Below are 24,017 nucleotides of genomic sequence, written 5' to 3' on the forward strand. Positions count from 1 at the left end.
CGGAAGGCCGAAAGCGAAACGTTCTTTTGAAGTTTTCCTGTTAAATATCATGTTCTGTTCTAAGTTCGGCATCATCGGTTCCCGGATAATTTTGTTTCCTTTACGGGCGGATTCAATTCCGCGATCGTTCTGTTTTCGGCTACGAAGTATTTTTTGGCGACACGCTGAATGTCTTCCGGAGTCACCGTATCCAATTCTTCGTATCCTTTGAGAAGTTCCTTCCAATCCCCGTATAAAAGTTGATAGAGGGAAAGAACATCGGCGAGTTTTCCGTTGTCGTCCAAGGCCCGGAGATAACCGCCTAGGATTTGATTTTTAATTTTAAAGAGTTCTTCCGCGGTCACAGGTTCGGTTTTTAAACGATCCAATTCCTCTTGAACGAGATTCTCCACTTTCTTTTGATCGGCGTTTTGATTGTTGGTGATGTAGATCGAAAACAGATTGGACAAACGATCGCCGGGATCTCCGTTCCAACAATATACTCCCTGCGCAATCTGTTCTTCGAGAACGAGTTTTTTAAACAACCGTCCCGATTCCCCTTCCGCAAGAAGCGTATCGATGATGCTGAACACCGCGTCGTCCGGATGAGGAAACGCGGGTTTGTTAAAGCCGATGATTTTGGAGGGTGTGCTCGGATGAACGACCGAAACGAATTTCGGTCCACCGAATCCCGCTTCGGCCGCTTTCTTGAGAGGTTGCGGTTTTCCTTTTTTCAAATCTCCGAAATAGCCGCGGAGAATCGTTTCCGTCTTTTCGAAATCCAAGGAGCCCACGACGGCGATCACCATTCTTTGCGGATCATAATAGTTTTTAAAGAACGTTTCGGTTTTTTCGAGATCGAGAAAACCTAGATTCTTTTCATAGCCGATCACTGGCATTCGATACGGATGACCCGCCGGAAACGCAGCGTCCATATATTTCTCGCGGAGAATTCCGAGACCTCTGTTTTCGACGCGCATTCTTCTTTCTTCGAGAACGACTTCCCGTTCCGTATAATATTCTCGTAATATAGGATTTTTCAAACGATCCGATTCGAGCTTGGCCCAGATTTCCAATCGGTTCGCGGGAAGAAGAATCTGATAGTTCGTAACGTCGTTCGAAGTGTATGCGTTAAAACCGACTCCGCCGTTTCTCGAATAGATATAATTGTCTTCATTAGAGATTACGAATTTACGATGAAGTTCCAGCAGCGCGGTGAATCTTTTTTTCAGGGTTTCGATTTGATTCTTAAATTCCGCCGAAGGTTCTTCGCCTCTGGATTTTAATTCCAATTCTTGAATGCGAAGAGAATCCAATCTTTTTCCCCAAACGGCGATCTGCTCCAGATACGGTTTTTCTTTTTCGTAGTTCGTGGTTCCGATGTTCTTGGTTCCTTTGAACAACATATGTTCCAAGAGATGGGCGGTTCCCGCGATCTCCGGAGTTTCGTCCGCGGAACCTACTAAAAATTTCGTATAAACCGCGATGGTGGGAGAATCCTCCCGTTTCATCATAAGGACCCTCAGTCCGTTTTCCATTTGAAAGGTTCTTGTCTTTTCTTCCAAAGACTTCTTGAGTCCGGAAAAAATCGAAGCGTCCGCAAACAAAGACGCGCTCGAAAGTAAGACGCAGATTCCGAAAATCACAAGGGGTTTAAGAATCGGTTTCGTGAAACGCATAGCTTACAGTCTTTCCCGTTCGGAACCTGGTGTCCAGAAAGTTCCCGGAAAAATCCTGCTTCCTTTTCGGCGTGGTTTCGGAAATGCTTGTCTCATGCGGCGGTTGCGTTTTGGAATCTTAGAAATTTCGATTGTATTCTTCCTTTTCTCCTGCGTGCCCGCCGATCCGGAATACAGACAAAAAGTTTTGGAGAATGTGCGGGACACTGGTTTTATTTCCAGGGAATTCTTTCAGATCTTAGTCAAGGTTCCCCTTCCCGCAAAGGACGCAGGAATTAAGGAATTGCGAACCCAGTGTAGAAAGATCGCGGAAACGAAACGGGACGAGATCGCGGTTTCCATTTTGATCAGAGAGATTCGGGAGAACGATCGAATTTACGGAGGAGCGATTCCCGCCGATCTTTCGAGCAGCTCCGCACCCGCGCTTCCCAGTCAGATTTCCAGCACGACGTCCGCCGCTTCCACGACTCCGGGAGGAATCGCGGTTTCGGGAAGTTCTTCCAGCACCGCCGGTTCCAATCAGTCCGCTACGAACGATCCGAATTCTTCCCAAACGCGAACGGCTTCGTCGATTCCCGATCCCCAAGCGGAGAAAAAAGATAAGGAGAAGGCAAAGCAGCTCGCGCAGGACGTGCTTGCGTATCGCGGGGCCTTTGCTTGGTTCTTAAATTCGATGTTTCTTTTTAGGGAAGATTATACGGACTCCGCGAATTGTACTTTCATTTACAGAAATATTCAGAAAGATTTGTATGCGAACGTTATCCGAAAGGGCATTCAACCTATCTCCAAAGAAGAAACTCCGGAGGCTCCATGAAGTCGATTCAACTTTTCTTATGTACCCTGTCCTTATTGTTCCTGAGCCAATGCACTTCTTCCGGAAAGAAAACCGAAGTTCCTCCGGGTCAACAGGAAACCACGACCGTTCGGGAAGAATCGAACGATAATCCCGCGGACGAGTTCATCAAAGCCCCCGAAGGTTTTTTGAATTCGGATACGTTTCAAGTCGTCATATCTTCTTTGGAAGGAAACGCGGACGTCGCGCAAGACTTGGCGCGCAAACGCGCCCTCAATCTGTTGATCGCGGAAAAGGGAGAAACCTTCCGTCCAGCCGACAAAACGATCTTGAAAGAACTCGTGGAATCAAAAGGAAAGATCGTAAAACATTCCGGTTCCATCCAAGGGAAAACTTACTTTTTGTTTCAAGTCAGTTCTCCCGGATTGAAATCTTCGCTCAAACGTTAGAGTTTGAACGTTAGACGAAATAGGGTCGATTTCAGAAACGGCGAGCGAAACGTCGCGCAAATCTCTTGAATTCAAAATACGATTTTCAATCCAAGAGATAATCTGAGAACGGTGATTCTTATTCGGAAGCGCGAACCCGCTACTGAATCGTTTCTACTTGTTGGATTTTGCCGGGAATGCAGATATTCTTGTCGAAGTTGCAGTAATAAATCTTACCGTGAATTTCCAAGGAGCCCTTGCCGGTGACCGTTAACTGAATCGGATCTACGGAAGCGAGATATTCCTTTTTCTTTTCGGAAGTTTTCCCTTTCACTTTCAGATCCGCTTTTTCCACCTTCAGGCCTTGACCCGCATTCAAGAGAATCTTATGAGGAGCGTCTTTTTGAATTCCGTAATTGGTGGGATGAACGATTTTTAAGAGATATGAATTTCCGAAACTTTTTTCCAATTTGAATTTTACGGGACTTTCGTCTTCCGCTGAAATTCCGAAGGTAACAAAACATACTAAAACACCGATGAGTAACTTCTTTTTCATACTAGTTTGACCAAGTTACGCGGCGATTTGTTTAAGAAAAGGATTCTTCTTTTCGAAGAATCGAACGGTTTCCGGGTCACCTACGATGATTTAATGTGGTTTTGTAAAAAGGGATTCTATCTCCACGAAAAATCCCTCTAAAACTGTCGAAGTGATTTTTCCTGAACTCGCGGACGCGATCAGCTTGAAACCGCCTTCACCGTTGGAATATACGTCTACGGAACGTTCCATCGGATCGACGATCCAGTATTCGCGGACTCCGTATTTTTCATAGAGTTTCTTTTTAGTCTTTAAGTCGTGATAGGCGTTTCCTTCGGAAAGAATTTCCGCGACCCAATCGGGTGCGCCTTCGATTCTCTTTTCTCCGATGATGGAATTTTTAGCATTGGAAATATAGACGAGATCGGGTTGAACCACGTTGTGTTCGTCGAGGAATACGTCGATGGGTGAAAAGAAAATTTCACCGAGTTTTTTACGTTCAACACACGGCAGAAGCAGAGTAAACAACTTACCGGAAACTCTCTGATGCTCGGGGATCCGAGCCGGAACCATAACTATCTCACCATCCAAAAGCTCCGCCAAGGTTCCTTCCGGAAGCAGGGCGAAGTCTTTACCCGTTTTTAAATCGGTCATAGGCATAATGGAACTTATCTATCGTTTCTGTGTGAAAGCAGATTTTGACAGAGAAAAGAAATCCTGTCAAGAAACTTGGTAACCGCCTAACGAACCACAAGCCCACCGTTTTTTGGCAGATCCTCGCAAGAAAGACTTCTCGGTATCGTTTCCCAAGACTTAAAAAGATCTCGTAAATAAGCGTAAGGATCGATACCTGAGATCTTTGCATTTTGAATTAACGAATAGAATCCCGCGCTCGCAGTTGCCCCTTGTGGACAACCGGAGAAGAGCCAGTTTTTTCTACCGATCACAAAAGGACGAATGTCGTTCTCAACGAGATTCGTATCTAATTGCAATTCCGGATGATCCAAAAAGAGAAGCAGTTTTTCCCACTGGCCAGAAAGATAAGAGAGCGCTTTTCCCATAGAAGATTTGGGAGCAACTTCGACGATCCGTTTGTTCATCCAAGAACGAATCTCATCAACGATAGGCTTAGATTCGGATTGCCTGAGTTTCAGATGTTCTTCAGAACTTAAACTTTCTACCTTAGCTTTTGACTCGATTGTATAAAGCTTACCGATTTTCTTTACGATCCATTCTGCTTGCACATTCTTAGAATCGATTTTTAGAATTTCGAAAAATCTCCTCCTCGCATGATTCCAACATCCCGCGTGAAGAATCTTAGATTTAACTTTCAACAAAGAATCGTAAGATTCAAAACCGTCCGTTTGGATGATTCCTTCAAATCCCTGGATCCATTCTTCTAAAAACTTAGCGCTCCGACTCGGCTCATAATGATAGAGAACAACGGGCTTTTCTCTGATGAACCCTCGGATCACCCACATATACGATTTGGATGTATTCAACTTTCCTTCTTCGTTTAACACTTGAAGAATCGTCTCATCGATCTGCAAATACTTCGATTTGAAAAGTTCCCTTCTCACATCCTCGATCATCGGAGAAAGTTTTTCAAAAACTTGAATTGCGGTATTGGAAAGGGTGCTCCTTGAAATATCCACTCCCGATCTCTGGAGAATCCCGGCTTGTCTGTAAAACGGAAGAGCATCCGCAAACTTTTGAGTAAGCGTGTGAGCTAAGAATCCGGAAGAAAGCATACTCTTCTCAGCGATCTGATGGGGAACCGGCGCGATTCTTACGACAGGTAGAGTTTCATCAGAAGTTCCTTCACAATGCTTACACGCATACTTAGGGCGAATATGAACTTCGACTTGTATTTTAGCCGGGATAATATCTAACTTCTCGGACTTGTCTTCTCCGATACGAGTAAGCTCGTGACCACAAGAACAGGTTTTATCAATTTCAGGAATATCATGTAGGATTTCGATTCTTGGAAAGTAGTCCGGGAAAGGTTTTCTTCCCGTCTTCTTTCTTGTATGGCTTTTAACAGGACTAAAAAGACTTTCTTCTTCGGGTTCAGGAGAATCTTCTTGCAAGGAGCTTTCTATTTCGTTAAAAAGAAATCCTTGATCTTTTTCGATCTGACTCCATTTCTCAGTCTTTCTCCCGAAAAGCTGGATCTTCAATCTCTCGATCTGATCCAAATGTTCGGATTCTTTCTGTTTTTGGAGTCGTAATTCTTCCTGATATTTATTATTCTCTAATATAATGATTCTTTTTAGTTCTTCTACATCATCAGGAAGAGAGTTTAGATCCAAAGACATTCGGATTCAGTCTTAATACTTTCTTTTCTTGAGTCAAACATTTTCAACTGACATTCTTGTATTTTAGTTTCTTGTGCTCTTTGAAAAAATCGATCCCATTCAATAGCCAATGAAACCTTTCAACGGGTATTTTATGCACTTCCTCCTCTGAGTTCGGCCACGGGAATTTACTCTCTTCCAGTCTCTTCTGCCAAAGGCAAAACCCGCTCTTATCCCAGTAGAGCATCTTCAGTTTATCTTTCTTGCGATTGCAGAAGAGAAAGACGCTCGCCGAATACGGATCTTTTTTCATCTTTCCTTCTACGATTACAGAGAGCGTATTGATCGATTTCCTTAAATCCGTCGCCCCAGGTCGAAGATACACTTTTCTGTTTCCGGGATTTAACTCCATCGTCCTAAACTAAACTGAACGTTTACTTGGAGCGATGCCTTCCCCGACGTATCTATCTTTAGGGTCAAAAATTCGGCTTCTACCAATGACTGAGAATTTGTCGAGGAAGGAGGAATTTCTACAAAGTCGTTCTTCTCTGAATGCTTAGAACGTCTCTCCCAATGATATCGAAACGTCGTGTATTTGAGGTGTCTTTCTTTACAATACTGAGGCTGGGAAAGTCCACTCTTTGAAAAGTCATCAAACTCTTTGGGCCAATCTATTTTCGTTTTTTTCATCAAAGACAGTTTACAACATTTATACGATTAGAAAAAGGTGCGGTTGTTTAGGCGCTTACGAAACTTGCTCGAAAAGAAAAAGTGAAACGCCGCTCGATAAGACAACCGGCGTTCTGGCGGGGTTATTTGTAGTTCGTAAACTGAACGTCGAAGGGAAGATCGGAAGTTTTCAGAAGATGAATCACTTCCTGAAGATCGTCCTTTTTTTTGCCGGTTACGCGCACGGATTCTCCCATGATCGTGACGTTGACTTTCAGCTTGGAATCCTTGATGAGTTTCGTCACTTCTTTGGTCTGTTCCTTTTCCATCCCTTTGCGGATCTTCACCTTCATCCGAACGGTGCCGCCGGTCGCTGGTTCGATCTTGGATTTGAAGTCGAAATTCTTTAAGCCGATCCCGCGTTTCGCCATTTTAGAGACGAGAACGTCGATCACACTTTCTAACTTCGCTTCGTTGTCCGAAGTCAAAACGAGTTGTTCGTCTTCGAGTTGAATGTCGGATTTGGAACCCTTGAAGTCGAAACGATTCTTGATTTCACCGAGAGCCTGAGTGACCGCGTTCGTCAACTCGGGTCTGCTGATTTCGGAAACCACGTCAAAGGAAGGATCACTCATACTCTTTCTCCGGTTAAGATTTGTTTTGCTTCGTTCACGGCGCCCGCGATCGCGGATTCGAGATTTTGTTTTTCCTTACCTCCGCCTTGCGCCATATCGGGTTTTCCGCCGCCCTTTCCGCCTAACACTTCGCAGGCGACCTTAACGAGATTTCCGCAATGAATCCCTTTGGAAACGAGTTCGGAAGAGCAGGTGATTACGATGCTTGCGTTCTCCGCATTTTTGCTGCCGAGAATCACGAGAAGATTTTTTTCGCGGACTTTGAGATTGTCGGAAAGACCTTTGAGAGAATTCGGGTCCTTGTCTTCGAAAATCGCGGATACGATTTTACCTGTTCCGGTCTCGACGGAAGAAGCGAACACTCTCTCGATCACCGACGCGTTGTTCTCGAAGTCGCGGGATTCCAAGCTCTTCTTCGTTTTCAAAAAGGAAGAAGTGCCTTCTTCGATCTTCGCGGCGATGCTTTCGGAAAGATCACGGAAGAATGTTACGGCGGTTGCGCCTTCTTTTTCGAGTTTTTCCCGAATCTCATCCGGCCCGGGCACGGGAGAAGTGATGAGAAGTTTGGCTCCTTCTTCGCCTAACTCCGATTTGATTTTTAAGTTTAAGTTCTGCACGGATTCGGTGAGCTCCGCAAAACGGTTCTGGAACGTTTCGATCACCGCGGGACCGCAGACCCCTTCGATACGACGGTTTCCGGCGCCGGGAGAAGATTCTTTTTTGATAAAGAAATAACCGATCTCGCCCGTATGAGAAACGTGCGTTCCGCCGCAGAATTCGACGGACGCATCTCCCATCTGGACGACTCGAACCTGATCTCCGTATTTTTCTCCGAAGGTCGCAACGGCTCCGGTTTTTTTCGCCTCGTCGATTCCGAGTTCCTTGGTAGAAACTTGGAAATCCTTACGGATCGATTCGTTGACCCGGGATTCGATCTTACGGATCTCTTCTCCCGTCAACGCCGAAGGATGAGAAAAATCGAAACGAAGATATTCCGGCGATACGATCGAACCTTTTTGCAGGACGTGATCCCCGAGTAAATTGCGGAGCGCCCCGTTCAAAAGATGCGTTCCGGAGTGGTGAAAACGCAAACGTTCTCTGCGGACCGCTTCCACTTCGGCTTCGAGTTCCTGCGCGATGGAAAATTCACCGCTGAGCATTTCTCCAAAATGAAGAATGACGTCGTTTTCCTTCTGTGTGTCCAAAACCTTGAATACACTTTTGCCCTGACGCAAGAAACCAGTATCGCCGACCTGACCTCCTCCTTCGGGATAAAAAGGAGTTCGGTTTAAAACGATCGCCCCCGCTTGTCCTGCTTTCAAAACGTTCGCAGGTTTATTATCACTAAATAAATGTGTAATATTCCCTTTTCCTGATAAAGAAGAATAACCGAGAAATTCCGTTTTTTCTACGGATTGGCCGGTCATCAAGGAAACCTTGTGGGCCTTCCAAGATTCTCTGGAAACCTGTCTGTCTTTTTCGAGTTCTTCTTGAAATCCTTGTTTGTCGAAGTCGAGTCCTTGTTCGGCGACGATTTCCTCGGTCATCTCGGCGGGAAAACCGTACGTTCCGTAAAGTAAGAATGCGTCCGCTCCGGAAAAGATCGTTCTTCCGTTTGCTTTCGTTCTTTCTACGAGGGTTTCGATCTTTTCGAGACCGAGTTCGAGGGTTTTTAAGAAAAGTTCCTCTTCCGCGAGAATCGTTTTTTGAATCGCCTTCGCGTTTTTACCGAGTTCAGGATAACGGGATTTATAAATCTCGACCACCTTATCCACGAGTTTGTAAAGGAAAGGTTCTCTGAAATTCAATTTTCTTCCGAAAAGGGTCGCGCGGCGGATCAAACGACGGATCACGTAACCTCTTCCCGTTCTATCCGGATAAATTCCGTCTCCGATCGAAAAAAGAACGGAACGGATATGATCGGTTACGACTCGAAACGGCGTTTTGTTTTCGTTCGTGTATTCGATTCCGGATAATTCTTCGTAAAAGGAAATGATCTTGCGGAGTTCGTCGGTGTCATAAACCGAGTCGACGCCTTGCAGCAATAAGGCGACCCGTTCGAGTCCGGAACCCGTGTCGATTCCGGTTTGTTTGAGAGGATGCAGATTCCCTTCGGTGTCCTGGTTGAACTGATTGAAAACTATATTCCAAAATTCTAAAAAACGATCGCAGTCGCAACCAGGTCTACAGGTTCCGCTCGTCGCACAATCCGGTCCGCCCTTTTCCACTCCGCGATCGAGATACAGCTCCGAACAAGGTCCGCAGGCTCCGCTGTCCCCGGCCGGTCCCCAGAAGTTGTCTTTTTTTCCGAGACGCGTTATGCGCTCTTTAGGAATTCCTTTGGACAACCAGATTTTTTCCGCCTCGTCGTCGTCCGTATAAACGGTGACCCAAATTTTTTCTTTGTCAAAGCCCAGGTGATTGACGGAACAATCGAGCGCATAGGAAATCGCTTCTTCCTTGAAATAATCCCCGAAACTGAAGTTCCCGAGCATTTCGAAAAAAGTGCAATGGCGTTCCGTTCTTCCTACGACCTCAAGGTCGGTGGTCCGCAGGCATTTTTGACAGGAAGTGGCTCTCGTATAAGGGAGTTCCACCGCGCCGGTAAAAAGCGGTTTGAACTGAACCATTCCGGCTGTCGTAAAAAGAAGTGTGGGATCTCCCGCAGGCAGAAGAGAAGAAGACGGAACTACGCTGTGAGCCTTATCTTTGAAGTAGTTTAAAAAGATTTCGCGGATTTCCGCTACGGATTGGAGTTTCATGATACCTCTAAAATCAAAAAATGCCTGAAGCTCTCGGACGAAAGAGATTCAGGCATTTCAAAAAACGAAATGAAATGAAAAAGAAACTTAACGTTTGGAGAACTGAGTTCCTCTTCTCGCTTTGTGTAGACCGTATTTCTTTCTTTCCACCATTCTTGGATCTCTGGTTAAGAATCCTTCTTTTTTCACGGCTGGACGGAACTCCGGCTTAATTCTGCAGATCGCTCTTGCAACTGCGTGACGGATTGCTCCGACTTGTCCGGTGATTCCCCCTCCGGTCACGTTCAGATTCAGATCATACTTGTCTTGAACGTTCAGAAGAGAAAGAGGACGAACCGCCTCTTCGATGATTGCTTTGCGGTTTTGAAGATAATCTTTGATATCTTTGTGGTTTACGGTGATTTTACCGGAACCTTCTTTGATTTTTGCACGGGCAACGGAGGTTTTTCTTCTTCCTACAGCCCAGATTTCTTTAGCGGGTGCCATTCAGGTCTCCTTAGATTTCCAGTTTCACAGGCTTTTGTGCCTGGAGGTTGTGTTCAGCACCCGAGAAAATTTTGCAATGGGTGAGCATCTTATCTCCGAGTTTGCTTTTGGGAAGCATTCCTTTTACGGCCTCGTAGATCACCTTTTCAGGTTGTTTTGCGATTAAGTCTTTGAAAACGGTTTCAGTCATCCCGCCCGGATAACGAGAGTGATGATAATATAGTTTCTGAGTTTCTTTGTTACCGGTCACTTTCACTTTGGAAGCGTTGATAACGATGATATTGTCTCCGCAATCTTGGTTCGGAGTAAAAGTTGCTTTGTGTTTTCCGCGAAGTCTTGCGGCGATCCCGGAAGCGAGTCTTCCCAGGGTTTTTCCTTCCGCGTCTACAACGAACCAGCCTTTAACGGCATTTTCTTTCGTAAGAGAAGGAGTTTTATGCGCTTTTGATAATACTGACATGAAAAATCGTCCTGTAGGTGCCAGAGTTTCGCTTTGACCCCCAAAGTCAAGAAAAAAGAGCCAAAGTACGCGGTTTGGGCGATTCGCTCGCGCGTTCTCTCCGTTTTCGAGGCGAGCGAACACGCTTTTCGCTCCAATCCCTCACCGAACCGATCCATCGTGAAAATGCCAATCAAGTTTTCGTTTTTCGGTTCGGGGATTTCCGCTGCAATCGCTATCGCGGGGGATTTTGTGAATCGAAGTCGGAGCTACAAAGAAGGAAGTGGACGGAACTCCATCCGAACGGGCGTCCAGTTTTCTTTGCGAAATTTCATTCAGGCTCGAATTCGCGAAATGTGGGAACTCCAATCGAAATCGACGGATCCGAATTTAAAAACGCGGGAACTCTTTCGTTCTTAGGACAATTTTTTTGAATTTGTATGAGTTCCTACATTTTTCGGAAGTACGAATCAGTTCCAATTTACAATCCGTTGAATTTGTAGGAACTCATACATCCGGTTTCACGATATAAGTCGTTGGCCGACCTCGGAATTCGTGTGAGTTCCTACTTAAAAAAGGAAAGGACAACTTTTTCGAAAGAATCCCCGCGCCAGGGATCGGAGCGGCGCGAAGCGGCTCCCCGACGGGTCGGGAGCCGAAGCGAAAGCGAAGCCGCGCAGAAGCCCGATCGTTCCGAGAATCGGAACGAGGCGCCCGCAGGAGTTCCCACAAAATTTCGATTACTTGCAATCCGCCTTCAGCATTGTGGAAATCGTAAGTTCCACTTCCGGCCAAAGTTTGGAAACGCCGTCCTTTCCCTTATGCAGATCCAGACAGACTTTGTTGAGAGCCTCGACCGCTCCGAGAGCCTTCCAAGTTGCAAGATCCAACTTCGCGTTCGCGCTGAGATGCGCCCCTTCGTGTAGGTCGAATGTTACATCCAACTTTTTGGAAACCCCGTTGAACTTAAGTTCGATCGCGCCCTTCCCCGATGTTTTGTCGGAATTCAATTCTACGGTTATGACCTTCCCTTCGATTTTCCCGTTTTGTTTCAGCGGATAGAAGAATGTGGATTTGATCTTCGCATCACGGTCGTTGTTCCCCGAGTTGACCGTGTTCGGATCGATGGTGAATTTGATTCCTTTCAAGACTTTTTCGACGGAAGTTCCGGACGGAGTTCCGTCCACTGAAATCTTGTCGAAAGAACCGCCGACGCCTGTCTTCTCCGTAAACTTGAACGCCTTCCAGCCGAACTTCGTACTCGCGTGATCATACGAATAATTACAGCTTTGGTTTTTGGTCGGAGCTTCTGAAAATCCGGCGACAAATGGGAGTAGGATCAAACAATAGAATAGAATGATTCGTTTCATAGTCTTTCAGACTGCCCCGAAATCGAAGAAAGTCAAGGTTTTTGAAGGAAATTTCCATTTTGAAAGAATCTGAAATCATCCGCGTTCTGTATCCGCCCGGCAGCGTTCAGACTGACGACTGTTATCTGGACGACGAAGGTCGGATCTTCACCACCGATACGATCTGCGAAGGAACTCATTTTAGAAACGAATGGAGCGGTCCGAAAGAAATCGCCCGAAAACTCGTCGAAGTGAACGTCTCCGATATCGCCGCAGGCGGTGGAGTTCCCACAAAAGCATTTTTGAATTTAGGACTCAGCGCAAAAGCTTCAAAAGAAGAATGGATTCTTCCGTTTTCATCGGCCTTGCGGGAAACACTTTCCTCTTACGGAATCGAGTTGTGCGGAGGGGATACGTATCGCTCTTCTTCTTTGAATCTGACTTTGACTTTGATCGGAGTTACGGCCACCCCTTGGAAACGTTCGGGCGGTAAGAAGGAAGACTTTTTGTATCTCACCGGTTCGGTCGGACTTTCTCAATTGGGATATAAGATTCTCAGCGAACATTTGGATGTGACGGAACCTCTTCGCACGCTCGCTTTAGAAAAACATCTGACACCGAAAGCTCGTTTGAACGTCGCTCGCGAACTTTCCCGACAATATCCCGTTTCTTGTTGTATGGATTTGACCGACGGTCTTCTGCAGGATCTCCCGAAACTCGCGTCATCGTCGGAACTCGGTCTGAAAATCGATTTGGACGCGGTTCCTCTTCCCGCAAACGCGAAGGCTTTTTTAAGTTTGAACGAGGCGCTCGGTTCCGGGGAAGAATTGGAACTTTTGTTTTTGAGTCCGCAGGAACTCCCCGCTACGTTATGCGGAATCGCCCTTACAAAGATCGGAAGAGCAACGGGAGAATGGAAAGGTGTACGATATTTTAATGCGAACGGGACGGAATCCGAGTTCAACTACAGGGGATTCGAGCATTTTTAGGGGAAATATCGCCGATTAGCCCGAGTTTCAAAAGTGCGATTCCCCATCCGAATAGAACATTCGACAATGAGAATATTCTATTCGGATGTTATACTTCCTATGGTAAAATTTACGAACGACTTTCCTGTTTGACCCAAGAGATCAGATTCCAGATCAAAGGCGCTCCGTGCAGATACAAACCGGGGAGCCAGATCGGAACGAATAAAAAGTCCGGCCGCTTATACACAAACAGTCCCGCGCCGGAAATGATCGCTTCGGCGCCGGTTCCTCCGATCGCAAGAAGAATCGAAAAGACAGTCAAAGGCTTCGCTTCCATCGAAAAGATCATTCGGAAAAGCCAAGCGCCTAAGTAGATTGCTGCAAGCGTATAGGCACTGCCCGCAAAGATTCCGCTGGCAAGATACGCCGCAACGAACCAGATAAGACTTAAAACGAAATCACGAACATCGAAGGCTTCCGCTTCTTTCCTAAAAAAAGAAGCCCCGAGATACATTAGTAAAGTTGCAAGTACGAATTGAGGAGCCACCCACCAAGCCTGACCGAATACTCCGAAATGAAAGTATCTCAGCACGTCGAACTGTACGTGGATTTGATCGCAAAGAGCAAGACCGATCCCGCCGAGGAAAACTAACGCGATTAGTTTTTTGGGATTCTCCCGCATGGAAGAGGCAACTGAATTCATACGATTCTCCTTAAAAAAGAATTCCTTTTAAAATGAAAATCCGAACCCGAAACACCGGACGTCCGCTTCTGTATTGAATTCGGGGGAATTCTTCCCACCCGAGCCGTTCGATCGGCGTTTTGCGGAACGATCCTAAAACGAAGTCATCTTAACAAAGACCGCAAATCCTTCCAAACAATTTTTCTTGCAGGATCAAATCCGAAGGATTGAATTGTTCCATTCGAGTAGTGAGGAAACATAAAAAGATGAAGATACTCAAGTGGGTCCTGGGGATTTTTGGAACGTTCGCCCTTTTTCTCGTCGTCACGTTTTATGCGGGAACGCCGAAATACGAATACAAAACGGTTCCGTTACATTCCGACTTCGACGCGTATTACAAAGAGAAACTTAAAATCAGTCAGGAGAAAAAGGCCAGACCGAATAACGAAGAAAAGCTGGTTCGTTATTCTCCCGGTAAAACGGAATACGCCATTCTTTATATCCACGGCTTCGGAGCTTCCCGCGCGGAAGGGGAAGAAGTCACGGACCAACTCGCAAAGGATTTAAAAGCGAATCTTTATTACGTTCGTCTTCCGGGACACGGAACCAATCTGGAAGATCACAGAGACACCACGTTTCAAGAGATTCTTCAGGATTCCGAGACGGCACTTTTGGAAACGGAAAAACTCGGAAACAAAACGATTCTAATCGGAACGAGCATGGGCGGTCTGATTTCGACGTATTTGGCCGCGAAATATCCGGAACGGGTTCACGCTTTGATCTTAGGATCTCCCTTTTACGATTTCACGAGCGCCCTCGGAGCGATCTATCAATTCTCCTGGGGAAAGGATTTCGCACATCTCGTAATGGGAAAGATCCGCAAATCCACGGAAGCTCAAAAGCGCGATCCTGCAAGCGCGTTCTGGTATAGGGATCAATATCTCGCGGCGGTTCAAAATCTTTCGGATCTGCGCGAATTCATTTTAGGAACCGATCCGTTCTCCAAGATTTCTTCTCCCGTTCTTTTGTTCTATTATTATAAGAACGATAAGGAACAGGACGCGTCGGCTTCCGTTCAATCGATGTTAAACGCATTCAAAAAATTGAATGCGAATGGGAAAGCGAGTCCGTTGAATAAGGCGGTAAGGATAGAACTCGGAGATCACGTGTTGTTTTCCAAATACATGAAGAGCGATAAGACGTTGATCCTCAAGGAGGAGGAAGAATTTTTGAAAAAGGTGTTCGAACCGAAGAAATAACGTTTCCGGTAGGCATTGCTCCGTATCGCTTCGAACCGATCCTCCGTAAACCTCCTTACAGAAAAGAGGTTTACGGCCTACCGATTACCTACTTCTTCTTTTTCTTTTTAGCCGCGGTCTTTTTCTTCGCGACCTTCTTCTTGGCTTTCGGCTTCGCCTTCACCTTTGTTTTAGGTTTCGCTTTTTTCGGTGAAACCTTTTTGGCTTTGGTCTTCTTTTTCGGAGCGGCCTTTTTCTTTTTAGCCGGAGCCTTCTTCTTAGCCGTTTTTACGGCGGCTTTTTTCGGAGCGGGGGAAGCTTCCTGATTCAACACGGCGAGATCGTAAGCGCTTTCGCCCAAAGAAGGCCAGTCTTCCTGGAATTCCACGGGAACCTGAAGCCAATCCTTCATCGCTCGGTCGTTTCCGGACGGATCGAAAAGTTTTGCGCCCGGATAACGGGAAATGATCTCGGCGATCTTATCCGCTCCGAGTTTCAAAACGAGTTCGCCTTGAAAAAAGGTAACAAAGGGTTTTCCATCTAGATTCAAAGAATTTAATCCGAACCATTTTCCGGAGGTTACGTCTTTGTGCTTGGTTTGAAAATTATCTGCAAAGGTTTCAAAAAGAAATAGTGACATGCGCCAAGGAGATTCCTTTTCAAAGAGTTTTCAAGAAATAAATCTTTTCCTCAATCGATCCAGAGGTTTACGATGCTTGCTCCGTGAATACGGGGAAAGGTCTTAGCGATCGAACGTTTCACCCAAATGGTCTCTCCGTCCGAACCCAAATCCCAAAGAGAACCTCTGAGGAACACGTTGATCCCGTGAGTCGCGCCCGACTTCGACATTCTTCCCCCAAGCGCGTATTTCAACCAAGCCTCCCCTTCCGTGATCCGATCGACGTCAAGAGCAGAAACGTCCTTCGGATTGGAAGCTCCGTTATAACCCTTCCAAACCGCAGCCATGGCGTTATCCGGCGCCACATACGAAGGAACCAATACGAAATCTACATTCTGCTTTTTGAATGTATCGTAGACTTCCGGAAACCAGGAATCCGCACAGACCAGAACCCCGATCCTTCCCGCCGGAACGGACGAAACCTTGAGGTCTACGATCGGAGCCGCTTCGACGAAGGTTTTTTCGTCCTCGATCGGATAAATCTTCAAGGGAGAATTCTCCACGACTTTACCGTCGCTCGAAAATACGAAGGATCCGTTCTTTAACGCCCCGTTCCCGACGCGTAAGGTTCCGTCTACGACCGAAGGTTCGGGAAGAAGAATCGACCCGGCAACGATGGTGATCTTGTATTTACGGGCCAATTCGGAAAACGTGCGAACGTAAATCGAGGACATTTCTTTTGATTTCATTCGAAACAAAGCGTCCCTTACGGAATCCTTTCCTTTGGCCTTGAGTAAATTCCAGATGAACGAATAGGCGTTGCTCAAAACAAGAGTCCGCATCGCTTCTTCGATTCTCGTAGCGGAAATCACGGATTCTTTTTCCTCCGCAACCACCAACCAAGTTCCCAAATATTCCGGGAAAACGGCGATCGTTTTCGAATTTAAGAATCCTCTTTTGTGGGCTGTCTCGAGATACGATTCGATCTTTTCCCGAAAATTCTCCTCTTTGGAATAATCGTTCGGAATCATCCAAGGCTGAACGCCCAAAAGATTTCCTTTTTTTACGTCCTTGCCGAAACTTTCGATCCGCTCCAAACGAAGATCGGGTTTTCTCATCGAATGGGAACGGCCCGTAAACGACCAAACGAAATGGCCGCAGAATAGGGAAACGATTGCGACCAAAGGAAGAACGTATTTTTTCATAAGATTCACCGGGGACTTTTTTGTCATCGGTCTCGATTTCGCTCAACTCTATTTTTATAAGAAATCGAAGGATAAAAAAGCCGTCCCTCCGCTCGAAATACATTCCAATTTATAAATATTCAAAATTTTTAAATTTTTACGGGAACTTTCGATTCGAACGGAAAGAAGCTTCGAGATGCGAAGGGAATGAAATTCTAAGACGGAAACGCCGGGGGATTCGAGTCCCTCGGCGAAATAGGACTCATTTCAATTTAAGCTGTGTTTTGTAACTATGAGAACCGGATACTTTTTCGCTCCCGACATATCCGGAAATGTTCACCGTTTCTTCGATCGTCATAACCGCCTTGTCCATATCGTTCGCATTTTCGATCGTGGTTTTCGAGCCGGTAGTCGTAAACGTGACTTCAAACTTAGGATACAGATAACCGTTCACTTTATAAGAACTGGAGCTGATCGTCATCGAACTGTTCCCGGTCGTTTTGAGCAAACTCTGAGTCGAGGAAGGATCGACGGTCACGGTCATCGTTCCGTTTTGTTCCAGCTCTCCTTCCAAAAGCATCTGCGAAGAATTACCGGCGGACTCCACGTTCGGCGCCATCAGAGAACAAGCGGTATAAGTGATTTTGATTCCCGTAAATTGAGCGTTCATCGAAGCGCCGTTCATGGCTTGCGTAAGATCTCCGGCGAGGGTCATGTTTCCGCCTCTGGGACAATCTTGCGACTGGGTGATCAAAGCGAAGGGAGAAACGCTTCCGTTCGAGTAATTTCCGCCGCCTCCGTTATTGCTGCGCGCCATCAACGAAGCATACAAACCGGAGATACCCGGGTTTTGATTCTGTAAAGCCAACAGCAAAAGAGCGTTATTCTGCGAATCGTCTTTCTTTTCCCCGCAATTGGAAATAAACAGCAAAAGAGTAAACGATAGAATCAGTTTTTTAAGTTTCATACTTGGATCCTCCTAAGGAACGATCTAAATATGGAAGTCACGGCCACATTCTGAGACAGAAATCCGAAAAAAAAATGAGGGAATTTTCGCACTTAATTTGGAAATAAAATTTTTCGAAGCGAATGGACGGCAGAAAATGTTAAGCGAAATCGAAAGGAACATTGTTTCAAAGAAGAAGTTCTTAACCCGCCGATTCGGTTCTCGCAAAAGGAATCGATCGACGGGTCGAAACGGCGGTTACTTCATCTTAAAAGTGGTTTTTAAGGTGTAAGTGGTATCGATCGACTTATCGCCGATCGTACCCGTAACGTGAGTCGTTTCGTCTACGGTCACAGTCGCTTTATCCAGATCGTTCGCGTTCTCGATCGTAAGTTTGGAATTGTTCGTGGAAAACGTAAGCTCGAACTTCGGATAAAGATAACCGTTCACCGTATAATTACTGGAAGAAAGATTGTAACTTCCGCTCTGAGTAACTTTAATCAAAGTCGACGTATTTGCCGGATCCATGGTCTGAGAGATCGTTCCAGACTGTAAAACGTCTCCGTTCAGAACCAGCAACGAAGAATCCTGACTGGATCCGTCGATACGAGGAGCGAGGAAAGAACAGGCCGTGTAGGTGTGTTTGATTGCGGTCAAAGTCGCGGTAAAGACGCCTCCCGCCATACCCATAGTTATATCTCCGTTGGCCGTATCGCTACCGCCTCTCGGACAAGGATACGTACCGCTGTATGCTTGAAAGGGAGAAACGTTTCCTTTGGAATACGCTCCCGCACCGCCTCCTCCTCCGCCGTTTTGTTTGGCTAAGATCGCATACACACCGGAAATTCCCTGGTCCTTAGGCATCAGCGCCAAAAGAAGCGCGGCTTGTTCGTTCGAATCGTCTCCGCCTTTGCCTCCGCATTGGATCACGAGCAAGACGGTCGTCAGCGTAAAGAATATTTTTTGAAACATTGGTTTGAGTCCTCCTGATGGATTCTAATCAAGCCAACGATTCAAAAAAAAAATTGTGCCACGCCGTATTTAAAAACGAATCGTGATTCCTCCCGATACTTCCTTATGTTGGAAGGAAACGCTGAAAGAAGGAACAACGTTTCTGAATTCTTGACGGTAACCCAAAAACGCATCGAGCAATAAAACGAAAACGAACGCTGAAACATACATTTGTCTATCTTGAAAATAACGGTCCCTCTCCATCACCGTTCCATCCGAAAGGACGACTTTCTGAGAATTTGAATAGGTAGAATTCGCAAAGGCCACGTTGATCAGGTTATTATCATTCAGCGCGATAGCGATCAACATCTGAGAAGAGGGAGGAAGATCCGCCTCTTGACCCGGAGTCGGCGCTTTGAGATATACATAACTTTTATAAGCGAGAAAGAGTTCCGCCGCCATCAAAAAGAAACCTACCCCTTTCCAAGAATACGAATCGGAACGAACCAAACGAGACCAACCGGGAATCAGACCTTCGGCAACGACGGCGGCCTTCGACTTTTGTTTGGGTTCGGACGGACTCGCCGATTCTTCGTTCGGATTCGGTGAAAGCGGATTTACGAGTTCTTCTTTTTCTTTCGGATTTTCGTTTTTCGTTTTTTGGAAAGAATTTTTTGACTTATCTTGATTCGAAACAACGGGCGAGTTTTTTTCCGGAATCGAATCCGAAAAATGAACCTTCTGCACTTCTTGCAGGGAGAATCGTTCGATTTTCCCGTCTTTATAACGAACTTCAAATCCCGAAGAGATGATTTTTACGTTCACATTCTCGATCTTTCTGCCGTTTTTAAGCAAAACCGACTTCGCATTCAGCGTAAAGATAGGAACAAAAAAGGGGATCAGGATCAGAAAAAAAATCAGGAATCGATTCAACATTTTATTTTTTTCCGATTTCGTTGGCGCTTTTCAAAAGGTCAACTCGTTAATAAAAATAGATGAGCCGAAGTTTCGAAGAGCAAACTTTTGATTTCGACGGATTGTATTCGAGAAATTACGAAAAAATTTATAGATTCATTATAAGCAAAGGAGCATCCGTTGAAGAAGCCGAAGAAGTTTGCCAAGAAACCTTTATCAAGGTACTGCGTTATTGGGGGAATTACGACCCCGAAAAAGGAAATGAAACCTCCTGGATACTGACGATCGCGAAGAATCATTTCTTGGACTCGGTTAAAAAGAAGAATACGGTTCAAAATAAGGAAATCGATAATTCGCAGTTGTATTTGGAAGCGATCGCAACTACGGAAAAAAAATCGGAAGAAGAAGACGAACAATTGGATCTTCTTCGAAAAGAGATCGAACAATTACCGGAATTGGAAAGGAAAATCATCCGATTTCGGTTTATGCAGAAATGCACGATTCAGGAAACGGCAAACTCATTGGGAATATCGGTGCGTACGGTAAATCGCAAGACTTACGCTTCGTTACAAGTATTAAGATTGAAACTGCAACGCGCAGATTTCGCTTTTGAAGGTGATTAGGAGAAATATCATGTCAACGAATCAAAATCAAAGCCGAAGAACCCAAATGCAGCGCGCGTTGGCAAACGAAATGACAAGAAAGGAGCTCTTGGAATTTTTAAACGATCCCCGATCCAAAAAAGAGTTCTTCGAGTTGATGAAATTAAAAAATAAAATCGGATCGCTCGAACCGAACTCAGGGAAAGAGGAAAACGTTTCCTCAATCAGGAATTTTCAATTCTCTGCATATTCTAAAAACGGCATATTAGCCGCCGCGTGCCTGTTTTTACTCGGAATTCTCGGGTTCTACTTTCTCTTTTTCTTCCGGGAGGAAACGCGCTTTGAAACCGTAAAATCCGTTACAACCGGCTCCTGCGAGATGAAAAACGAAAAACGTTCCCTTCTTCTCAAATCCGGAAAAGAATCCTTATGCGATTACAAGATCGAGGGAGAATTGGGTTTGGTCGTCCGTCTTCTTCCAGACTCGGAATTCAAAATTTTTTCGGGAGAATCCGGAATCGATTTGGAACTAAATTCAGGAATCGTAATATTTACGACGTATAAGAAAAACCCTTCCTTAAAAGTTACCGCTCAGGTTCATTCCCTGTATTCCGAGTTGTTAGGAACGACACTCGTATTAACCGCAAAACGCAACCAGGAAAAAGATAGAATCCTCGTTCTGGAAGGCGCGGTTCGAGCTCGCGGAATCGAGCAGAAACTCAAAATCACCGCGGATATCTATGCCGAGTATTCCGTCTTCGAAAAAGAAAAAGCCGGATCGTCTTCGGAGATTCGAATCGAAGTCGAAAAAATTCAATCGATCGAACTCGATCGATACAAAAAACTTTCGCGGGATTCCCGGAAAACGGTAAACGGAGACGAGACGAATCATAACCGCGAAACGATGGCCTTAGTTCAGAAAGAATTCTCCGGTAAAAATCCGTCGTCCGAACCCGTATACAAAATCGTCTTAAAGGATAAAAAGGCGTATTTAGGCACCTTGGAAGAAGAGGAAAAAATTTATGTTCTAACCGACTCGAAAGGAAACGTAACGAGAATCGACAAAACCGAGGTGTTGGAGTTGGAACTGTTTCATGAATGAGGCGTTCCGTGATACCATTTTATATTCTGATCTTCACTGGCTTATAAAGTAAGAAGCTTTTTACTCGAACATCGATTATCCTATCCGCATCTTTCAACGGGATCGTTCACGGAGATCGGATATGAATATGACGGAAAATCAACTCAAGAGTTTAATCGCTTCATTTGACATCATCAACTTGGATCGAATTAAATTCGCCGAATTGTTTTTCTTTTATCTGAAAGAAAATAACTCGAAATACGAGGATATATTCAGCAGACTTCAGCTCGAAGAAGTTCGATCCTTTATGAACTCGGCGAGAAATATCGTCCTTTCCAGTTCCCAACAAATACAATTCGAGAAGGCGATTCATTCTTTCGGAATGGAATGTATTAAAATCTGCAACCGAGCGGAAGAGCTTCCTCTTTTGGAAAAAGCTTGGATCTTTGCGCTTGAGGAATGGCTCGGGCCTTGGTATACGCACGAAGTCGAGGACAGTTGGGAAGAAGTTTTTAAGGCGATCTACGCAGCTTCGGCGGAAACTCTCCAGTGGAGCTGAGCGAAACGTTCATCGCGGCAAAATTTTAAAATATTATAATTTTCTACTGATAACGGGAATACTGATCGGAGGGTTGGTCGCTTTGCAAACGAACGTCGAAAGTCCGGTAGAGATCAGGGATACGAAGAAGATCTGATCCGCGCATTCGTCCACCGCATCTTTCTGATACATTTTCTTTTCGTCGATCCCGATACCGTCGGGAATCAAGACGGTGAGCGTCAATCCGGCCGCGGCGTTCGAACGAACCGGCTCCGGTTCGCTCAAAGCCATAAAGTAAACGATTCGACTTAAGAGAAGTCGATCGTTGATGATTTCTTTCGCTTCCGCTCCGGTGACAAGACTGGGATTCACGTTCAAATAGGCGCAGCTGAACGTTAGAAACAAAACGAACGATAAAAACCGATCGATCCGAATACGAACCATCATAACCACAACCCCGCGGATAAAATCGAGATTCGACCTTTTAGCTTCTCGTTTAAAAAGACAAAGTCAAACGATTTTCGGATCGGCCATTTGCCGGACTCGGATTAGTATTTCGGCCAGTCGATCTCGTCGTCTTTGAAGAGCGGGCTAAATCCGAAAAAGATCAGTTCGTTTTCTTCGAACTGAAAAATCGCGTTGAGTTTATCGGAGAACGCGGTCACTCCGTGGACATGATCCTCGTCGTGGTCATGATCCTCGTGATCGTGTTCCTCATCGTCCTCTTCGAAATCGTCGATCCCGTTTTTACTCAGGAGTTCGCGGATGGTTTCGATCGATTCTCCGATGATCGGTTTTCCGAATAAACGGATGGAAGGATTGGAAATCGTGATCGAATACAAACGATCGCCTTCGTCCTTATCGAATTCGTATTCCGATTCCTGAGAAAAATATTCGAACCCGGTCGAGAGAGAACCTTCGTAATCATAGTCGTAGATTTCGTCGGGCTCTCCCAACTTCGACGTTACGTCTTCCTTGGACATTCCAAAATAAAGACCGTTTAATCCTTTGCCGATTTCGATGTTCACGATTCCTCCCGCGAGTTTTAGACTCTTTTCGATTTTTCGAATATACGATTAAAAACACAGGCTCTTTGAGAGGCAGAAGGCTGACAACCTCTTAAAACAAAGAGTCTTCGGTAAGTTTGAGTTTTTTCCTCAAATCCCGGAATTCGTTCTTGTTTCGATTCCAATAATCGCTCTGGATGCTCGCGTCCAACACCGCATAGGTAGTCATTAAATGTCCGTTGAAATCCAAAAAGGTTTCCTCCCATGCGAGAATTTTAAACGGAAATGAAGAATCCGTTCGGATCTTCAGAGTCCTTTCCTCTTCCGGATACCAGATCGTATAGATAAAATCGTTTTCCTGATTCTGCTTCGTAACGACCGCTTTGAGTGGTTTTAATTCCTTATGATTGAGTCGTACGTGAAATAACCCGGGTATCAACGTGACTTCTCCGGTAGGTACGGACTCAGGATCCAAACGGATTCGGTTCCAGAGTTCGTCTTCGAGAATTTCGATTTTTAAAAAGAACTTCGTATCTCCTTCCGACTCGAAATAAGAATACGATTCGATTCTGAATTGATCCTTCTCTAAATTCAATTGTGCGAATGCGTTTCCGCACCATTCCTGAGAGGACATGGACTCCTTCAACGTATGCGGATATTTGTCCGCTTCCAACGGCGTAAAAACGGAAAGGGTCATCGAATACGCGTAAATCCCCGTCACGAAATTCTTTACGAAGTTGAGCTTTAATACTTTGGCGCGATCGTTTTCGGCGAGTTCGGGTTGATCGAGTTTGACTTGTTTCGTTTTGGAGAAGTCTTCCGTAACGAACACAAGAATCGCCTTGCCCGCATGATTTTCTCCGTAACGAACCTGGCTCAGATTGTAAGTCGAAATCTCGGCGGTTCCCGCTTCCCAATACGAACGGAAGCGCTCCCGCGGATCGGTAGGAGTCGCGATTGCAGACGGTGGAACGTATTCTTTACAATAGGGTAAAAATCCGATGAGAATCCAAAGTAGAATGAGCCGCTTCATGGATTTTTTGAGTTTATCCGAAAGAAGCGACTCTTCAAGAACTTTCGGACGCACTGGGGGATTTGTAGGAGTTCCTACGGTGATTGTGAGTGAGGATTTTAGTTTACAAAAGTTGAATTTTCTGTTAGAGGAAAATTTGTCGAGGGTTCCCGCAAGCCCGCCACCTCCACCCTAACTCGGGTGGGGGCTTTTTCGTATTACG

At 45.5% G+C, this 24,017-nt stretch carries 26 protein-coding genes and 1 pseudogene; 7 read left to right on the forward strand and 20 right to left on the reverse strand.

The genetic code is table 11. From position 1 onward, the window contains the following. Positions 1–71 precede the first annotated feature (71 nt). Positions 72–1,658, reverse strand: a complete 1,587-nt coding sequence (locus LFX17_RS12995; RefSeq protein WP_238747014.1) for a M16 family metallopeptidase — start codon at positions 1,656–1,658, stop codon at positions 72–74. Positions 1,659–1,687: 29 nt separating this feature from the next. Between LFX17_RS12995 and LFX17_RS13000 the strand changes: the two are divergent. Both LFX17_RS13000 and LFX17_RS13005 read left to right on the forward strand, forming a co-directional pair. Further along, positions 1,688–2,472, forward strand: a pseudogene (locus LFX17_RS13000) (hypothetical protein). Next, entirely contained in the window at positions 2,469–2,900 is a 432-nt protein-coding gene (locus LFX17_RS13005) for a lipoprotein (RefSeq protein WP_238747016.1), read from the forward strand. Before LFX17_RS13000 ends, LFX17_RS13005 begins: the two are co-directional and overlap by 4 nt. Positions 2,901–3,039: 139 nt before the next feature. Here the strand turns inward: LFX17_RS13005 and mpl17 are convergent, their stop codons facing one another. The 10 genes from mpl17 to LFX17_RS13055 form a co-directional block, all read right to left on the reverse strand. Continuing rightward, the gene (gene mpl17, locus LFX17_RS13010; RefSeq protein WP_238730630.1) at positions 3,040–3,435 is read right to left on the reverse strand and encodes a cell surface protein MPL17; all 396 of its coding nucleotides are present in this window, start codon (positions 3,433–3,435) and stop codon (positions 3,040–3,042) included. Between the two features lie 90 nt (positions 3,436–3,525). Next, the gene (locus LFX17_RS13015; RefSeq protein ID WP_238747017.1) at positions 3,526–4,074 is read right to left on the reverse strand and encodes a Uma2 family endonuclease; all 549 of its coding nucleotides are present in this window, start codon (positions 4,072–4,074) and stop codon (positions 3,526–3,528) included. Between the two features lie 80 nt (positions 4,075–4,154). Next, entirely contained in the window at positions 4,155–5,732 is a 1,578-nt protein-coding gene (tnpC, locus tag LFX17_RS13020) for an IS66 family transposase (protein ID WP_118966396.1), read from the reverse strand. A 43-nt stretch (positions 5,733–5,775) separates the two neighbouring features. Continuing rightward, positions 5,776–6,123 (reverse strand): IS66 family insertion sequence element accessory protein TnpB, encoded by a 348-nt coding sequence (gene tnpB / locus LFX17_RS13025; RefSeq protein ID WP_118966397.1) that lies wholly within the window; start codon positions 6,121–6,123, stop codon positions 5,776–5,778. Next, positions 6,114–6,401 carry an IS66 family insertion sequence element accessory protein TnpA gene (gene tnpA, locus LFX17_RS13030; protein ID WP_118966454.1) on the reverse strand — a complete coding sequence of 96 codons (288 nt, stop codon included), beginning with the start codon at positions 6,399–6,401 and terminating at the stop codon, positions 6,114–6,116. The genes tnpB and tnpA overlap by 10 nt, the downstream gene beginning before the upstream one ends. 122 nt (positions 6,402–6,523) lie before the next feature. Next, positions 6,524–7,015, reverse strand: coding sequence for a YajQ family cyclic di-GMP-binding protein (locus tag LFX17_RS13035; protein WP_020986223.1), 492 nt, complete (start codon positions 7,013–7,015; stop codon positions 6,524–6,526). After that, entirely contained in the window at positions 7,012–9,777 is a 2,766-nt protein-coding gene (gene alaS / locus LFX17_RS13040; RefSeq protein WP_238747018.1) for an alanine--tRNA ligase, read from the reverse strand. Before alaS ends, LFX17_RS13035 begins: the two co-directional genes overlap by 4 nt. 87 nt (positions 9,778–9,864) lie before the next feature. After that, complete coding sequence (rpsI, locus tag LFX17_RS13045; protein WP_100747449.1) at positions 9,865–10,263, reverse strand: 30S ribosomal protein S9; 399 nt, start codon at positions 10,261–10,263, stop codon at positions 9,865–9,867. A 10-nt stretch (positions 10,264–10,273) separates the two neighbouring features. Continuing rightward, positions 10,274–10,723, reverse strand: a complete 450-nt coding sequence (gene rplM, locus LFX17_RS13050; RefSeq protein ID WP_238730633.1) for a 50S ribosomal protein L13 — start codon at positions 10,721–10,723, stop codon at positions 10,274–10,276. A 719-nt stretch (positions 10,724–11,442) separates the two neighbouring features. Then, a complete protein-coding gene (locus LFX17_RS13055) occupies positions 11,443–12,072 on the reverse strand; it encodes a YceI family protein (RefSeq protein WP_238747019.1) in 630 nt (209 codons plus the stop codon). A 41-nt stretch (positions 12,073–12,113) separates the two neighbouring features. Between LFX17_RS13055 and thiL the strand changes: the two genes are divergently transcribed. Continuing rightward, entirely contained in the window at positions 12,114–13,040 is a 927-nt protein-coding gene (gene thiL / locus LFX17_RS13060; RefSeq protein WP_238747021.1) for a thiamine-phosphate kinase, read from the forward strand. A 109-nt stretch (positions 13,041–13,149) separates the two neighbouring features. On the opposite strand, the gene LFX17_RS13065 is transcribed toward thiL, so the two are convergent. Beyond that, positions 13,150–13,722 carry a hypothetical protein gene (locus tag LFX17_RS13065; protein ID WP_238747023.1) on the reverse strand — a complete coding sequence of 191 codons (573 nt, stop codon included), beginning with the start codon at positions 13,720–13,722 and terminating at the stop codon, positions 13,150–13,152. A gap of 245 nt (positions 13,723–13,967) precedes the next feature. Between LFX17_RS13065 and LFX17_RS13070 the strand changes: the two genes are divergently transcribed. Then, complete coding sequence (locus tag LFX17_RS13070; protein ID WP_238747025.1) at positions 13,968–14,960, forward strand: alpha/beta hydrolase; 993 nt, start codon at positions 13,968–13,970, stop codon at positions 14,958–14,960. Between the two features lie 88 nt (positions 14,961–15,048). On the opposite strand, the gene LFX17_RS13075 is transcribed toward LFX17_RS13070, so the two are convergent. The 5 genes from LFX17_RS13075 to LFX17_RS13095 all read right to left on the reverse strand — a co-directional run bounded on the left by LFX17_RS13075 (position 15,049) and on the right by LFX17_RS13095 (position 19,575). Beyond that, positions 15,049–15,579: a DUF773 domain-containing protein gene (locus LFX17_RS13075; protein ID WP_238747027.1), complete on the reverse strand. Its 531-nt coding sequence runs from the start codon at positions 15,577–15,579 to the stop codon at positions 15,049–15,051. 50 nt (positions 15,580–15,629) lie between these two features. Next, the gene (locus tag LFX17_RS13080; RefSeq protein ID WP_406600706.1) at positions 15,630–16,772 is read right to left on the reverse strand and encodes a nitrilase-related carbon-nitrogen hydrolase; all 1,143 of its coding nucleotides are present in this window, start codon (positions 16,770–16,772) and stop codon (positions 15,630–15,632) included. A 232-nt stretch (positions 16,773–17,004) separates the two neighbouring features. Further along, positions 17,005–17,709 (reverse strand): sigma factor SigX-regulated lipoprotein, encoded by a 705-nt coding sequence (srp, locus tag LFX17_RS13085; protein ID WP_238747029.1) that lies wholly within the window; start codon positions 17,707–17,709, stop codon positions 17,005–17,007. A 237-nt stretch (positions 17,710–17,946) separates the two neighbouring features. Next, positions 17,947–18,660 (reverse strand): sigma factor SigX-regulated lipoprotein, encoded by a 714-nt coding sequence (gene srp, locus LFX17_RS13090; protein ID WP_238747031.1) that lies wholly within the window; start codon positions 18,658–18,660, stop codon positions 17,947–17,949. A gap of 69 nt (positions 18,661–18,729) precedes the next feature. Next, on the reverse strand, positions 18,730–19,575 hold the full coding sequence (locus LFX17_RS13095; protein ID WP_238730641.1) for an LA_0442/LA_0875 N-terminal domain-containing protein: 846 nt from the start codon (positions 19,573–19,575) through the stop codon (positions 18,730–18,732). A 59-nt stretch (positions 19,576–19,634) separates the two neighbouring features. Here LFX17_RS13095 and LFX17_RS13100 point away from each other — a divergent pair, with 59 nt between their 5' ends. From LFX17_RS13100 to LFX17_RS13110, 3 genes are all read left to right on the forward strand, one after another. Further along, complete coding sequence (locus LFX17_RS13100) at positions 19,635–20,177, forward strand: RNA polymerase sigma factor (protein ID WP_238747033.1); 543 nt, start codon at positions 19,635–19,637, stop codon at positions 20,175–20,177. A 10-nt stretch (positions 20,178–20,187) separates the two neighbouring features. Then, positions 20,188–21,258, forward strand: coding sequence for an LIMLP_03685 family anti-sigma factor (gene rsx / locus LFX17_RS13105; RefSeq protein WP_238747035.1), 1,071 nt, complete (start codon positions 20,188–20,190; stop codon positions 21,256–21,258). A 121-nt stretch (positions 21,259–21,379) separates the two neighbouring features. Further along, the gene (locus tag LFX17_RS13110; protein ID WP_238730644.1) at positions 21,380–21,796 is read left to right on the forward strand and encodes a globin family protein; all 417 of its coding nucleotides are present in this window, start codon (positions 21,380–21,382) and stop codon (positions 21,794–21,796) included. Positions 21,797–21,829: 33 nt separating this feature from the next. Here the strand turns inward: LFX17_RS13110 and LFX17_RS13115 are convergent, their stop codons facing one another. The 3 genes from LFX17_RS13115 to LFX17_RS13125 form a co-directional block, all read right to left on the reverse strand. Further along, positions 21,830–22,222: a TIGR04452 family lipoprotein gene (locus LFX17_RS13115; RefSeq protein WP_238747038.1), complete on the reverse strand. Its 393-nt coding sequence runs from the start codon at positions 22,220–22,222 to the stop codon at positions 21,830–21,832. A gap of 101 nt (positions 22,223–22,323) precedes the next feature. Further along, entirely contained in the window at positions 22,324–22,803 is a 480-nt protein-coding gene (locus LFX17_RS13120; RefSeq protein ID WP_238747040.1) for a hypothetical protein, read from the reverse strand. Positions 22,804–22,894: 91 nt separating this feature from the next. After that, positions 22,895–23,815: a septum formation inhibitor Maf gene (locus tag LFX17_RS13125; RefSeq protein WP_238747042.1), complete on the reverse strand. Its 921-nt coding sequence runs from the start codon at positions 23,813–23,815 to the stop codon at positions 22,895–22,897. Between the last annotated feature and the right edge of the window lie 202 nt (positions 23,816–24,017).

Origin of the sequence: Leptospira sanjuanensis, from assembly GCF_022267375.1 — a bacterium.
GTDB lineage: Bacteria > Spirochaetota > Leptospiria > Leptospirales > Leptospiraceae > Leptospira > Leptospira sanjuanensis.